Source organism: Halobacillus salinus, assembly GCF_004684905.1.
Lineage (GTDB): Bacteria > Bacillota > Bacilli > Bacillales > Halobacillaceae > Halobacillus > Halobacillus salinus.
The window spans coordinates 251,013-264,650 of sequence record NZ_SRJC01000003.1 but is presented as its reverse complement, the minus strand read 5'-3'; the positions used below and the strand labels follow the sequence as shown (position 1 = coordinate 264,650).

Genomic DNA, 13,638 nt, shown 5'->3' with positions numbered 1-13,638 from the left:
TCTGTCCCTCCTTTTTTATGTCGCATAGTTTCTGTTCTTATAGGTAGATCCGAGGTTCATGAAAGAAGACATAACAAAAGGGACAGATTCCCTGTCCCCAATGTCCCGGCTGGGACGATTAACCTGTCCCTTCGCCGCGTAAGTCGTTTTCGATTTGTTCTAGGCTTCGTCCTTTGGTTTCTGGTACGAATTTCAGGACGAATAGGAAGGCGAGCACGCCGATGACGGAGAAGATGACGAATACCATAGCGGTTCCGATCGCTCCGAGTAGAATCGGGAAGAACAACGATACGATCAAGTTCGCTAGTGATAATAGTAAGGTTGTGAAACCAGTTGCTGCACCACGCGCTTTCAGTGGGAAGAGCTCAGGTAACATCACCCATACGACCGGTCCCCAAGTTGCGGAGAAGAATATGATGAACAATCCTAGGAAGACAACGGTTAGCCATGCAATGCTGGTCGTCAGTTCTTGAGTAAATAAGATCGTAGCAAGTATAGCTAAGCTCAATGTCATACCGACGTTTCCGATCAGCAGCAATTTCTTCCGTCCGACTTTATCGATTGTCGCAATGGCCACGAGTGTCATCAATACGTTCAGAATTCCGATCCCGACGGTTCCAAGAATCGATGCGGAATTCTCAAGACCTGCCTCTGTGAAAATGGTTGGCGCATAGTAAATGACCGCGTTGATTCCGATGAATTGCTGGAGCACGGCGATACCGCCACCGACTAGCAACATCGGGCGAACCCATTTGGAAGTTAGTACGTCCCATGTGCTCTCTTTTTGAGCTTCGATTTTCTTCATTTGCTTGATTTCGTCATCAATCTCACTCTGGTCCCGTGTCATCCCCATCACTTTACGGGCTTCTTTCTCCCTGTTCTGTTTAAGAAGCCATTTCGGGCTTTCCGGCATGAACATGACACCGATCATCAAGACGAGTGCAGGGACAGCTGCTAAGCCGAGCATCCAGCGCCATCCTTCAATCGGAGTGAACGCATAGTTGACGAAGTAGGCGAGCACGATACCGATGGTGATCATCAGTTGGTTTAAAGAAGCGAGCGCCCCACGCTGTTCCGTTGGAGCCATTTCAGATAAGTACACCGGTACGATGGCGGTCGAACCTCCGACTCCGAGACCGAGTATGACTCGCCCTGTTACGAGAATGGCAACGTTCGGAGCGAACGCCAGCACAAGTGATCCTATGATATAAATGAGCGCAATGACAAACACGACTCGTCTCCGTCCGAATCTGTCCGACACGTAACCACTCATGCCGGCTCCGGCAATTGCCCCGACAAGCAGGGAGCTTACGACGAGCCCCTCGAGAAAGTTCGTTAATGGAATATCGTCCGAAATGAACAGAAGCGCCCCTGAAATGACGCCTGTATCATATCCATATAGCAAACCACCCAAGGCACCGAAGAAGAATATCCATCCTTTACTTAAGTTCTTATTCATTTCAAGTCCACCTTTTCAATAAGCTGCATCCAACTTCCTAATTCCACCAATTCATGGATTGGAAACGTCATTCGGGGGTTTTGTTGGGGACAGGGCATCTGTCCCGGCACACTTCCTGTACTGGAAATGGGAGCAGAACAAGGATCAGCAGAGGTATGGAGCAAGTGGGACAGATGCCCTGTCCCCTTGTCAAAGAGGAGGGGGAGGGGGTAAAGTGGGTACGGAAGGAGTTGAGAGGTATGGATGGTAGATTCAAAATCGCCAATCGGGAGGCGCTGATCGGTGTGGCGCTTGCGTTGTTTAATTTCGGCTGGTGGTTTTTCTTTGCCTATGGCCTCGGTGACGCGTCACCAGAGGACTATTCTTATGTATTCGGTTTTCCGGCGTGGTTCTTTTACAGTTGCATTGTCGGGTTTTTAGTAATGGTCGCACTTGTCATCATCGTCGTCAGATGGTGGTTTGTCGAGGTTCCTTTTGATGAGGAGGAATCGTCGTGAACGCGGTTGTCGTGTCTTTATTCATTTTTTTAATCATCATTTTCATTATCGGATTCTGGTCCAGCCGTTCACTGAATCAGGTTCCGGAAGATTCATTCTTGCAAGAGTACTTCCTCGGAGGGCGTAAGCTTGGCGGCTTCATACTCGCCATGACGATGATCGCTACATATGGAAGTGCCAGTAGTTTCATCGGCGGACCTGGTGTCGCCTATACAGAAGGGCTCGGCTGGGTGCTCCTGTCGATGTCTCAAGTTGTGACGGGTTATTTCGTCCTGATGATCCTTGGGAAGAAGTTTGCGATCATGGCCCGAAAATACAAAGCGGTCACGTTGATCGATTTTCTGAAAGGGAGATATGAGAGTAAGGCGGTTGTATTACTTGCTGCATTCAGTATCATCATTTTCTTATTCTCGGCTATGGCAGCCCAGTGGGTCGGTGGAGCAAGGTTGATCGAATCACTAACGGGTCTCAACTATACGACTGCCCTGTTCATCTTCGCTGTTTCGGTTCTCGTCTACGTCATCGTCGGTGGTTTTCGCGCCGTCGCCCTGACGGATACGGTTCAAGGCGTCATTATGCTCGTCGGGACGCTGCTGCTACTGATTGCGACTATTATAGCCGGTGGCGGTGTCCAAACCATTATGAGCGATCTCGTAGCGGAGAATCCGAACTTAGTCACTCCTTATGGTGCAGAAGGGAACCTCACGCCTGCTTATGTGTCGTCCTTCTGGATTCTTGTCGGCGTCGCGGTCGTCGGTCTTCCACAAGTCACCGTCCGGGCGATGTCGTACCGGAGTTCGAAAGCCATGCACCGGGCGCTTATCATCGGGACTATTGTCGTCGGCTTCATCATGCTGAACATGCACTTGATCGGCGTCTTCGCCCGCCCAATTTTGCCTGGGATTGAAGTGGGTGACAAAGTGATGCCGATGATTGCGCAGGAAGTGTTGCCGCCGTGGCTTGCCGGATTCGTACTGGCCGCTCCGATGGCTGCCATCATGTCGACAGTCGATTCGCTCCTGCTACTCGTCAGTTCGGCAGTAGTGAAAGATGTGTACTTGAACTACGTAAATCCTAGTGCGACGAATGCTACAGTGAAAAAATGGAGCTTCACGGTTACGGCGGTGCTCGGTATCTTCGTATTCCTGATGGCTCTGAACCCGCCTGACTTGCTGATCTGGCTGAACTTGTTTGCATTCGGCGGCTTGGAAGCGACGTTCATCTGGCCGGTTGTGCTCGGGCTATATTGGAAGAAAGGCAACAAATACGGAGCGCTTGCTTCCATGGTCGTCGGAATCGCTTCGTACATCATCATCGATCAATTTTTCCCGAGCCTGCTCGGCGTTCACAACGTTGTCTTTCCGATCATTTTATCCTTGATCGCTTATATTTTGGGAAGTATGATGACGCAGGTTTCGCATAATCCTTTGACGGATCAACCACATTAAGAAAAAGGAGGATGATCCGTCATGCCGAAGGATTCAGAAAACACCCACGTCAACCCATCTCCGCATCGCGATGGCCGAAGAGATCGTGTCATCGAGGATGAGGAAGGGAGAACTTTTGGAGTAGTGGAGCGGAAGAAGGAACAGATTGAGTTGAAGCCTGATGAAGATATGCGGGAGTTTTCGGAGAATATGAAGAAATATTGACCAAAGGGCCCTAGCTTTGCTAGGGCTTTTTTTAATTTTAGAAGAAGGTTCTGTTATAAAAGAGTGGACCGTGGGGTGGAAAATAACTCGCTTTCCGGCCCAACATGACGTTGGGTCGTTCGACGTTGCCACGTGATGTGGCGGCCTTAGCTCGAACCTCCTTTAATAAAGGAGTCTCCTCGCTCCCTCCGGTCACTGTGGGGTCTCACGCTGTACTTCGACCCTACAGGAGTCTACTCGTTTCTCCAACACCTCTACTAAGATATAGAGGAACCTCTTTATCTCTCGGTCCATTTAAAAGCCAATAGTGACTAATGCTTTGTATAACTGCTACCAAAAACATTTGGTTTTGGTAGCACTGTATATTTCCGGCCCGCTGCACGCTACATATAATTAAGAACGGTTAAACTAACTTAAGATGATTCCTTCTGCATGATACAAACACACTCTTCGATATGCATCATACATTACATCGAGGAGTGTGAATCATGAGCAACGATTATCTTGATTTATTAGCACAGTTCGGAATTGGCGGTGCTCATCCTGGGGGGCTTCCGCTCACGAAAAAACTTTTTCAGGAACTTGAGCTTCCCGATGTGAAAGACATGTTGGAAGTCGGTTGTGGTACAGGGCAGACGGCTGTTTATTTGCATGAGAAGTTCGGGTGGAACGTTACGGGGATCGACCGTCATCCGGTGATGGTTGAAAAAGCGAATTCGAGATTGCAGGACCCGTCCGCACCTGTCCAGTTTCTCGAGAGTGATGCCGAGAACCTGGATTTTTCTGATGAATGCTTTGACTTCATTTTGTCTGAGTCCGTCCTCGCCTTTACCGACATAACGAAATCGTTAGTGGAACTGTCCCGCGTATTGAAGGACGATGGTTATCTGCTTGCAATCGAAATGACAGCGGACCGTGCTTTGAGTGAGGAAGCGTTCGATGAAATCAGCAAGCTTTATGGAGTGGCGAAGGTGCTGCATGAAGATGGGTGGGAGGATTATTTCAAGAAGGCAGGCTTCTCGACGGTTGAAGTGTATTATACGCCGACTGGTCTTGAAGAAACGGCTGTGTCTGACTTGAACCCTTCCAAGCAGCTGGATGAGAAGCTTTTCGACCTATGGGACCAGCACACGGCTTGGATTCTGCAAGATGACCGGCCGATCAGTTATCGCGTCTATCTCTGCCAAAAGTGATTATGTAATGCAAAACGCCCCACATCGAGTGGGGCGTTTTTAAATAGATTAGTTGTAGAAGCTAGCTCCAACGATGACAAGAAGGATGAAAAGCACTACGATAAGAACGAATGTGCTTCCTCCACCATATCCACCGCCGTAACCGCCGCCGTATCCGCCGCAGCCGTAACCCATGGAAATCTCTCCTTTCGTACCTTTATGACTAGCTTATGAAAAAGCAACCATTCTGGCAGTACAAACGCCTATTCTTACCAGAAAAAGGCGGATGCCAGAACGAGCCCTGTGACTGCACCTAAAGCAAACGGAACGCCGAATCCACCGTAAAAGTATCCATATCCACCTGGACCTCTACGAGGACGGAGCCAGACGTAGTTAGGGTCCACTCGGGTAATCGTACCGTAGTGAACGCGTCCGTCGCGATCCGTCAAAGCCACTTCTCTTCCCTGAAATCGGCAGCAACGATGATACATAGCTTGAGACATTATTAGAAGACCTCCTTTTCTTTACTAAATAAAGATCTTTCATCATAGATTATGAGAGGGAAGCGACTTTTGTTTAGACGCAAGTCCGAATTCCACGAATAACTAGAGAGGAAGTTATGTATGCCAGTCATCGACACCCGTAAACCTTTGCGCCTTTTCATAGAAAAGTGTAAGCAATCCCGCTTTTCATCTTCTACTAGGCTGCAGAAAGAAGTATTATGCGATCCAAGCGCTCATCCGTTTTCAGACAAAAGTTCAGAGGAGATTCAAGAGTTCATGATGGTGTATGGTCTTTTCCACGGCGATCAGTGGAAGAGGGTCGAGAAATTACTGAAAGATTGGGAGAAAGAAGAATTTTACAAGAAAGTAAATAAAGAGTTTCGTAGGCTTAGAAAAGAATGGAACGGTCCAGATGTGCCGTTGTACGTTTATCCTATTCATCAAGCGTTCATGGGAGAGCGGGAAAATAAGGGCGGCGTCGCTTTCAAAGAAGGATGTTATCTATTTTATGATCGGCCGGAGAAAAAGGAAGATTGGCGTTCTATTCTGGCCCATGAATACCATCACGTCTGCCGGTTGAGAGCACAAAGAGTGGATGTTGAAACGGTTCCTTTGATGGAGTCCGTCGTACTGGAGGGGATGGCAGAGTATGCTGTTTATGATCAGTATGGGGAGGATTACACAGCGGACTGGGTTGATCATCACAAGGAGGAAGACTTGAAGAAGATTTGGGGAAAACATTTCCTGCCTAATCTGAAGTTGAAAGGGCAAGAGAATCATACCGATTATTTATATGGAAACCGCCGCAAACGTCTCCCGCAGTGGATCGGCTATGAAATGGGCTACCGGATTGTGAAGAGCTACCACGAAGCCCATCCTAACGAGAAAATCGGGACGATGACGAAGCGAAGTGCGAAAGAAATCATCAAAGGTTCTGCCTTTTCCTAAAACCCACCCATAGCGGTGGGTTTTCCCATGAGAAAGTAAGTTTGAGGTTGGAAGATAGGCGGGAAGAAATGCCCTTGGATGGAGCGTTGAAAATGGATGAAATTGTCAGAGTTTCATCGATTGACGAGTGCCGTTTTCAACTAATATAATTCCCCGAGAAAAATAGTTAGGTAAGGCGTGGTCCATTACGATCTACCGCTTATCCGTCTATTTCTCGTTGTGTCGTCCACTTTTTGGGATGGCCTATTCAGAGGGCCGATGAATCTGTATGTATATCAACTTCAAGAAAAGGTTGACCCCTTCAACCAGGGGAAGGAAAGCGAGGGATCTAGATGGCTTATCGTCTATCCATTTATATATTCGGTATGTTTGTAAATTTCTTTGGTGTCGCACTTATCATTAATGCTACTTTAGGCGCAGGATTCTGGACAGCTATGTTCGTCGGACTCTCCGACCAATTCGGTTTGACGGTCGGATTCTGGTACGCAGCCGCACAGCTTCTGTTCATTTTCGTGAACGGATGGCTCATGAAACAGGCTCCGGAATGGAGAGCTCTACTGCCCTTAGTATTAGAAAGTCTGATCTTGGACTTTTGGCTTGAGGTCGTGTTCCGAAATCTCGACATGAGTACCGCACCATTCATGAGTCAAGGTGTCATGCTGCTCTTCGGCGTTGCGTTCACTGCACTGGGTGTTGCTATTTACATTTTACCTCAGTTGCCACGTGCGCCAGTCGATCAGCTATTCCTTGTCGTCGCGGAGAAATTCAACTTGAGCCTACGTGTCAGCCAGACGCTCATCGCTATATCCACCTCCACCGTCGCGCTGATCATCGGTGGTCCGGTCGGCCTCGGAACGCTTGCTGGTGTGCTGTTTCTCGGAACGTTCATCCAGTTTTTCTACGGCTACACGTATCGACTCTATTATCAAGTTCACCCACAATATAAAGAGAGATTTGAACCATACTATTATTAGGAAAAAAGGGCGGCTTTGTTTCGACAAAGTCGTTCTTTTTTCCTCTTTTTTCTAATTTACATAGAGTACACAGTAGATTTACAATAATGCGTTACTTTAATAGGGAATCAAATTTTTGGGAGGTTGTACGATGTTTAACAACGACAAAATTAAAAAGCTGTGCAAAGTGGCACTAGCTTCTACCTTAGCGGCGACTGGTTTTTTGAGCGTGAAGCCTGCTGTTACGAACGCGGAGGAACATAACGAGATCGAAAACGTCATTTTCATGATCGGGGATGGAATGGGACCGGCATACACGACGGGATACCGTCATATGGCAGATTCTGATCAATCTAATACTCTATTAGATCCGACTGTTTTTGACGAATACTTAGTAGGGATGCAGACGACGCATCCTGATGACCCAGTAGAAGACATAACAGACTCTGCAGCAGCGGCGACCGCTATGGCTTCCGGAATCAAGACGTATAACGGTGCAATCGGTGTCGATAACGATGAATCAGAAGCAGAGACGATCATCGAACGCGCGGTGAAGTCGAACAAATCAACTGGTATTGTTGCGACGAGCCAGATCAACCACGCGACTCCTGCAGCGTACGGTTCTCATGATGCCAGCCGTAAAAACTACGACGCGATTGCCAATGATTACTTCGACAATATGATTGATGGTGAGCACGTATTCGATGTCATGCTTGGTGGCGGAACAAATTATTACGATCGTGACGACCGTAACCTGACGGAAGAATTCCAAAACGATGGTTATGACTACGTGACGAGTCGTGAAGAAATGATGGCATCTGACGCAGACCAAGTGCTTGGATTGTTTGCACCTGTCGGCCTACCGAAAATGATCGACCGCACAGACGAAACACCGTCCCTTGAAGAAATGACAACGACTGCAATTGAAAAATTGGAACGGGATGAAGACGGCTTCTTCCTTATGGTAGAAGGGAGCCAAATCGACTGGGCCGGCCACGATAACGATGTCGTAGGCGCGATGAGTGAGATGGAAGACTTTGCTCAAGCATTCGAGGCGGTGATGGAATATGCTCGCAAGGACGAACATACTCTAGTGATCACTACAGCTGACCACTCTACTGGTGGTCTATCAATCGGAGCTCGTGGTCCATACGAATTCGATCCTGCTCCAATTAAAGCAGCAAAGCGTACGCCAGACTGGATGTCCGAACAGATTGCGAGTGGAGAAGATGCTCAATCCATCCTTGAACAGTACATTGATTTCGATCTGACGGAAGATGAACTTCAATCTGTTCTCGACGCAGAGAAGAATGCTAAAGAAGGCGAAGTACAAGGTGACGTGGACGCTGCCATCGAGCGCATTTTCGATGTTCGAAGCGGTACTGGCTGGACGTCCAGCGGCCACACAGCAGTGGACGTACCTGTCTACGCATTCGGCCCAGGGTCTGATCAGTTTGCTGGATTGATCGATAACACGGATCAAGCGAACAAATTATTCGAAATTCTGAAGAACAATGCTGGTGACGATGATGATCAAGGGGAGAACGAAGGATCTGAGTTTGAAGACGTGAAAGAAGGCGACTTCGGCTATGAAGAGATTATGAAACTTTATCGCGACGGCATCATCAAAGGGTACAGCAAGACAGAGTTCAAGCCGGATCTTGACCTTAACCGCGGACAAGCAGCACTTCTGTTTATGCGAGCTCTAGATCTTGAGGCGACGAACACGGAAGAAACGCCGTTCTCTGACATGGACGAATCGAGCCCTTATTATGAAGCGGCTGTTGCAGCGAAAGAAGCTGGCATTTTCGAAGGAAATGGCAAAGGGGAATTCAACGGGAAAGATTCTCTGACTCGTGAGCAGATGGCAAGTGTCCTTGTCCGTGCTTTTGACCTTGAAGGTGACTCTTCCGACGTTGAAATCAAAGATGAAGAGAAGATTGCTGGTTATCACAAGGAAGATGTTGTGACACTTTACCAGAACGGAATTACGACAGGACATACAGATGGCACGTTCGCACCGAAAGATGAAGTAAGCCGTGCGCAGTTCTCTGTATTCTTGTACCGAGCAACTAAATAAGTCTTGTGCCTGTCTCCTTGGGAGGCAGGCTTTTTCTATAAATCTATCAAACTGTTGAGTTTATAAATAAAACGGAAGGGGCTCACATTTATCATTTTATCCACCTCCAAGATGCTATATAATAGGGCAATACCTACAGAAAGGTGGATCTTATGAAGAATCAAGACAGAGCCAGGCTTTTAGTCAGCTGCGTCGATCAGCCCGGCATCGTATCAGCTATATCAACCCTACTCTATGAAAACGGAGCCAACATCGTAGAGTCGAATCAATACACAACCGACCCGTCAGAAGGACGCTTTTTCCTGCGTCTTGTCATCGAAGGGGATCAACTGCAAGCGAAAGAGAGCAAACTGAAAGCGGCTTTCGAGCCCGTGGCAGAGAAGTTCGGAATGACGTGGAAGTGGTCGTTCTTACATCACCGCAAGCGGACGGCGATTTTCGCATCAAAGGACGTCACGTGTCTTCGTGAACTGCTTTATCAGTGGGAAGGCGGTAATCTCGATACAGATATTCCACTCGTGATCAGCAACCATGAAACAGGTAGGGACATCGTCGAGTCGTTCGGCATTCCGTATTTTTATATTCCAGCCAATAAAGAGATCCGGAAAGAAGTCGAAGCGAGACAGATCGAGCTGCTGAAGGAGTATGACATCGACCTTGTCGTGCTCGCTCGTTATATGCAGATTCTGACTCCGGAGTTTGTGTCCGAGTACCCGGCGGAAATCATCAACATCCACCATTCCTTCTTGCCTGCTTTCATCGGAGCTAACCCGCACAGGAAAGCTTATGACCGGGGTGTGAAACTGATCGGAGCGACATCTCACTACGTCACTAACGACTTGGACGAAGGGCCGATCATTGAACAGGATGTGGGGCGTGTCGATCACCGTGATCAAGTGGAAGACTTGAAGAAACAAGGTAGCTTGATTGAGCGTACCGTTCTAACGCGTGGAGTGAAATGGCACTTGGAAGACCGCATTCTCGTCCACGATAACAAAACGATTGTATTCAACTGATGACTCGTCCTCGGACGGGTCTTTTTTTGGTTCAGTTGTTGGGAAAAAGGGGATGGTAGAACAGAGGTGATCGAATTGAGTACAAGATGGATTTTCGGCAATCAGTTGTGCATGGATCTTCCTATTATAAAAGAAGCGGATAAGGAGAGCGACGTAATCTTAATGGTCGAGGCCAAGTCACGTGCGCTGTGGCAGTCGTATCATAAGCAGAAGCTGACGTTTATTTTCTCTAGCATGCGTCATTTTGCAGAGGAACTGAAAGATAAAGGATACACTGTCGATTATAGAAAAGCAGATTCGTTCCGTGATGGGTGGGAGGAACATAAGAAGGCGTACGATTCTAGAGAAGTTCACCTGACACATGTGACGGACGATCGGATGAGGAGAGCGATTGAGAAATGGGCACAAGAAGTTCCTAAGGAAATCACTGTCCATTATGAAGAGGAGCGTCCGCTCTTTTTGTTATCAAAAGAGGAAGTGAAGGATCGTCTTCCTGGAGATGGTCCGTGGCAGGCAGATGCGTTCTATCGCAAGATGAGGAAGGATTTCGATATCTTGATGGAGGACGACTCTCCGATTGGCGGGAAGTGGTCCTTCGATCAGGAAAACCGGAAGCCTGCCAAAAGCGATATGGAATTTCCGAAGAAGCGGACCTTCCGACCAGACGAAATGACGAAACAGGTGATGGAGGAAGTAGAAGAAAACTACGGGGACCACCCTGGTTCACTCGATTCGTTCATATGGCCGGTGACGAGGCAAGAGGCGCTTAAGGCATTGAACCAATTCATCTCTGACAGGCTGCCGCTGTTCGGAACGTATCAAGACGCAATGCTGACGGATGAGCCGTTCATGTCCCATGCTGTGCTGTCTTCCGCCATCAACATCGGTTTCCTGAAGCCATCAGAAGTTATAGAAAAGGCGGAACAAGCCTATTATGATGGGGAAGCCCCGCTCAATGCAGTCGAGGGGTTCATACGTCAGGTGGTCGGATGGAGAGAGTATATGCGCGGCATTTACTTGAAGAAGATGCCCGCGTATAAAAAGGTGAATGTGTTCGATCACGATACGGATTTGCCTTCCTTTTTCTATACAGGCGAAACGAAAATGAAGTGTATGGAGCAGTCGATCAAGCCAGTTGTCGATGTCGGGTACAATCATCACATCCAACGTTTGATGGTGCTCGGTAATTTCGCGAACCTGTTCGGGATATCCCCTCAGCAGACTTCGGATTGGTTCAATGAAATGTACGTCGATGCGTATGACTGGGTCGTTCTGCCGAATGTGCTCGGTATGGCGCTCTATGCAGATGGCGGCGTGTTGTCGACGAAACCGTATGTGTCATCGGCGAACTATATTAATAAGATGAGTGATTACTGTGAGGAGTGTCCGTTCAACCCGAAACATAAGACGGAGGAGGATGCTTGTCCGTTCAATGCTCTCTATTGGGACTTCCTCGACCGGCATGAGGATAAGCTCGGTGATAACCCACGCATGAAACTCATTTACAGCCAGTGGAATAAACGCAAGGAAGAAGATAAAGAAGCACTGAGAAGCAAATCACGCTCGCTCAAACAACAGCTCGCAAAAGGCGGACTCCATTAGGGGGACAGGGCATTTGTCCCACTCCTTTATTTCTTATTGCTTCGCGTTATAATTTGGTAAGGGACAAATGACCTGTCCCCTTTGTCCATTTGGCGATATTGCTTTATAATGATGTACGGACAACTAGGAGAACGAGAGGAGTTACACCATGCAAAAAGTTGGTAGAAATGACCCGTGTCCATGTGGAAGCGGGAAAAAATATAAGAAATGTTGTATTAATGAAAATGTAGTGGAGTTCCCGGGTAAAGCGGTGAAAGATGAACTGGACCAAGCGTTCCAGCGTTATCAAGATTATTTAGTGAACGTTTATCCAGATTATTTGCCTAAGGAAGCGCCAAATACTCAGGAAGAACGGATCGGACAGTTTTTCCAATTACTTCAGGATAGTGTGTTCACTGCTCGTAAGGGTGGAACGTCTATCATGGAGGAGTTTGCAAACGAAGAAATGAAGACGGCCAAACGACCGCTTACGAAAGAATCGCTTCAAGCCTGGACGAAACCGGCTGCTGGCGTGTTTGCGCTAGATTCTAAAGAAAAGGGCGTACAGATCAAGAGTATGTTCAATGACGCCACTTATATGGTAGAAAAAGAATCGATTCCTCTAGAAGACATCGAAACTGCGCCGTACTACTTCGGTGTCCTTATGAAGTGGGGGAACGTCCATCAATTCATGCCGATTGCCATTCCGAAAGATGAGAAGCAATTCGAGCTTTATTGGACGCTGCTGACAGAAAATCAGAAGAGCCACGATTACTTTGAGAAAAACTTGGCCGATCAGTTCAAAGTATGGCTGAAAGGAAAAGAGGAAGCTCAGGCGAAAACCGAAGAAAGTACAGAAGAAGACTCAGTTCTCGCGCTTCTGGATGAATCTACTTCAAGAGAAGTGAAAGACACTTGGAAATCCTATCGTGATGCGGAAACGCCAAACATCCGTAAGCCTGAAGTCTTTGCAGCAGCGCTTGATTTCATAGCGGCTGAAGGCGTAACGAAAAAAGCGACAGCGGAGAAGTTCGGCGTTAGCCCGTCCAGCATGTCGCGTCGTATCAAGGAACTTGAGAACTACCGTTAAAAGATGAATAGCGTCAGCCAGTAACCGGATAGTTTCAAATATTCGCTGACGGCTGTGAAGTGATCGGATCTAGACATGGGACCGTCTTCTGAGAAGTGAGATGGTGCAGCGGCATAACTCAGTTCGATGCCGGAAGAGTCATAGATTTTGTTGAAGGTCATCTTCGTCCTTCTGGTATGATAATCGCTTGTCACCACGAGGGCAGAGTTGAATCCTTTTTCTTGCATGATGGCTCTGCTTAGTGTTGCATTCGTATAAGTATCTTCCGCTTCCGGTTCTTCAATGATGTCTGAAGAGTCGATGCCGAGCTCGAGGGCGTGTTCTCTGGTCGTCGCATATTTAGTGGAATTGGTCAGGATGACAGGTGTGCCTGGCTCATACCATTGCATCGCATAGCTGAGTCTTCCTGCACCTCCGCTCAAGACAATGATAGCATCTGCATTCTCTTCGGGATTGTCATCGATGACCAAAAAGGAACGCCCGAGAAGAAAGAAGGTCAGAATTGTCCCGAGAACCATCAAGACTAGACATATGATACTGGTTAAGAGTACTTTTTTTAATTTAGTCATGTTGGTAATGTTCCTTTTCTATTATTTGTTAATTGGAGTATAACACGGATGAAAGAGTTGCAAACCTTCTTTCGGAAGATATTTAAAATGCCTCCCCTTCATATAGGGGAGGCATTTT

At 47.6% G+C, this 13,638-nt stretch carries 14 protein-coding genes; 10 read left to right on the top strand and 4 right to left on the bottom strand.

Annotated features, from left to right (window positions below; translation table 11 throughout):
- Positions 1-118: 118 nt before the first annotated feature.
- Positions 119-1,459 carry a sugar porter family MFS transporter gene (locus E4663_RS13785; protein WP_135328040.1) on the bottom strand — a complete coding sequence of 447 codons (1,341 nt, stop codon included), beginning with the start codon at positions 1,457-1,459 and terminating at the stop codon, positions 119-121.
- Between the two features lie 239 nt (positions 1,460-1,698).
- Here E4663_RS13785 and E4663_RS13780 point away from each other — a divergent pair, with 239 nt between their 5' ends.
- The 4 genes from E4663_RS13780 to E4663_RS13765 all read left to right on the top strand — a co-directional run bounded on the left by E4663_RS13780 (position 1,699) and on the right by E4663_RS13765 (position 4,801).
- Positions 1,699-1,956, top strand: coding sequence for a YhdT family protein (locus E4663_RS13780; RefSeq protein WP_135328039.1), 258 nt, complete (start codon positions 1,699-1,701; stop codon positions 1,954-1,956).
- Entirely contained in the window at positions 1,953-3,404 is a 1,452-nt protein-coding gene (gene panF / locus E4663_RS13775) for a sodium/pantothenate symporter (RefSeq protein WP_135328038.1), read from the top strand. The genes E4663_RS13780 and panF overlap by 4 nt, the downstream gene beginning before the upstream one ends.
- Positions 3,405-3,425: 21 nt before the next feature.
- Complete coding sequence (locus tag E4663_RS13770) at positions 3,426-3,608, top strand: hypothetical protein (protein ID WP_079478131.1); 183 nt, start codon at positions 3,426-3,428, stop codon at positions 3,606-3,608.
- A 488-nt stretch (positions 3,609-4,096) separates the two neighbouring features.
- The gene (locus E4663_RS13765) at positions 4,097-4,801 is read left to right on the top strand and encodes a class I SAM-dependent methyltransferase (RefSeq protein ID WP_135328037.1); all 705 of its coding nucleotides are present in this window, start codon (positions 4,097-4,099) and stop codon (positions 4,799-4,801) included.
- A 48-nt stretch (positions 4,802-4,849) separates the two neighbouring features.
- Here the strand turns inward: E4663_RS13765 and E4663_RS13760 are convergent, their stop codons facing one another.
- Together E4663_RS13760 and E4663_RS13755 are read right to left on the bottom strand one after the other, a co-directional pair.
- Positions 4,850-4,975 carry a YjcZ family sporulation protein gene (locus tag E4663_RS13760; protein ID WP_079478133.1) on the bottom strand — a complete coding sequence of 42 codons (126 nt, stop codon included), beginning with the start codon at positions 4,973-4,975 and terminating at the stop codon, positions 4,850-4,852.
- Between the two features lie 74 nt (positions 4,976-5,049).
- Entirely contained in the window at positions 5,050-5,283 is a 234-nt protein-coding gene (locus tag E4663_RS13755; protein ID WP_079478134.1) for a hypothetical protein, read from the bottom strand.
- A gap of 120 nt (positions 5,284-5,403) precedes the next feature.
- Between E4663_RS13755 and E4663_RS13750 the strand changes: the two genes are divergently transcribed.
- From E4663_RS13750 to E4663_RS13725, 6 genes are all read left to right on the top strand, one after another.
- A complete protein-coding gene (locus E4663_RS13750) occupies positions 5,404-6,231 on the top strand; it encodes a DUF2268 domain-containing putative Zn-dependent protease (protein WP_135328036.1) in 828 nt (275 codons plus the stop codon).
- Positions 6,232-6,563: 332 nt separating this feature from the next.
- On the top strand, positions 6,564-7,205 hold the full coding sequence (locus E4663_RS13745) for a YczE/YyaS/YitT family protein (RefSeq protein WP_135328035.1): 642 nt from the start codon (positions 6,564-6,566) through the stop codon (positions 7,203-7,205).
- A gap of 130 nt (positions 7,206-7,335) precedes the next feature.
- Entirely contained in the window at positions 7,336-9,264 is a 1,929-nt protein-coding gene (locus E4663_RS13740; protein WP_135328034.1) for an alkaline phosphatase, read from the top strand.
- A gap of 152 nt (positions 9,265-9,416) precedes the next feature.
- Positions 9,417-10,280: a formyltetrahydrofolate deformylase gene (gene purU / locus E4663_RS13735; RefSeq protein ID WP_079478138.1), complete on the top strand. Its 864-nt coding sequence runs from the start codon at positions 9,417-9,419 to the stop codon at positions 10,278-10,280.
- 66 nt (positions 10,281-10,346) lie between these two features.
- Complete coding sequence (locus tag E4663_RS13730) at positions 10,347-11,882, top strand: cryptochrome/photolyase family protein (protein WP_421803815.1); 1,536 nt, start codon at positions 10,347-10,349, stop codon at positions 11,880-11,882.
- Between the two features lie 148 nt (positions 11,883-12,030).
- Positions 12,031-12,951, top strand: coding sequence for a helix-turn-helix domain-containing protein (locus E4663_RS13725; protein WP_135328032.1), 921 nt, complete (start codon positions 12,031-12,033; stop codon positions 12,949-12,951).
- On the opposite strand, the gene E4663_RS13720 is transcribed toward E4663_RS13725, so the two are convergent.
- Positions 12,948-13,520, bottom strand: coding sequence for a YdcF family protein (locus E4663_RS13720; protein WP_135328031.1), 573 nt, complete (start codon positions 13,518-13,520; stop codon positions 12,948-12,950). The two genes, E4663_RS13725 and E4663_RS13720, sit on opposite strands and share 4 nt — an antisense overlap.
- Positions 13,521-13,638 lie beyond the last annotated feature (118 nt).

Bases quoted from the DNA above. Each gene is read 5' to 3' on its own strand.
- E4663_RS13785 (WP_135328040.1), bottom strand. From the start codon at position 1,459: ATGAATAAGAACTTAAGTAAAGGATGGATATTCTTCTTCGGTGCCTTG.
- E4663_RS13780 (WP_135328039.1), top strand. From the start codon at position 1,699: ATGGATGGTAGATTCAAAATCGCCAATCGGGAGGCGCTGATCGGTGTG.
- E4663_RS13770 (WP_079478131.1), top strand. From the start codon at position 3,426: ATGCCGAAGGATTCAGAAAACACCCACGTCAACCCATCTCCGCATCGC.
- E4663_RS13765 (WP_135328037.1), top strand. From the start codon at position 4,097: ATGAGCAACGATTATCTTGATTTATTAGCACAGTTCGGAATTGGCGGT.
- E4663_RS13760 (WP_079478133.1), bottom strand. From the start codon at position 4,975: ATGGGTTACGGCTGCGGCGGATACGGCGGCGGTTACGGCGGTGGATAT.
- E4663_RS13755 (WP_079478134.1), bottom strand. From the start codon at position 5,283: ATGTCTCAAGCTATGTATCATCGTTGCTGCCGATTTCAGGGAAGAGAA.
- E4663_RS13750 (WP_135328036.1), top strand. From the start codon at position 5,404: ATGCCAGTCATCGACACCCGTAAACCTTTGCGCCTTTTCATAGAAAAG.
- E4663_RS13745 (WP_135328035.1), top strand. From the start codon at position 6,564: ATGGCTTATCGTCTATCCATTTATATATTCGGTATGTTTGTAAATTTC.
- E4663_RS13740 (WP_135328034.1), top strand. From the start codon at position 7,336: ATGTTTAACAACGACAAAATTAAAAAGCTGTGCAAAGTGGCACTAGCT.
- purU (WP_079478138.1), top strand. From the start codon at position 9,417: ATGAAGAATCAAGACAGAGCCAGGCTTTTAGTCAGCTGCGTCGATCAG.
- E4663_RS13725 (WP_135328032.1), top strand. From the start codon at position 12,031: ATGCAAAAAGTTGGTAGAAATGACCCGTGTCCATGTGGAAGCGGGAAA.
- E4663_RS13720 (WP_135328031.1), bottom strand. From the start codon at position 13,520: ATGACTAAATTAAAAAAAGTACTCTTAACCAGTATCATATGTCTAGTC.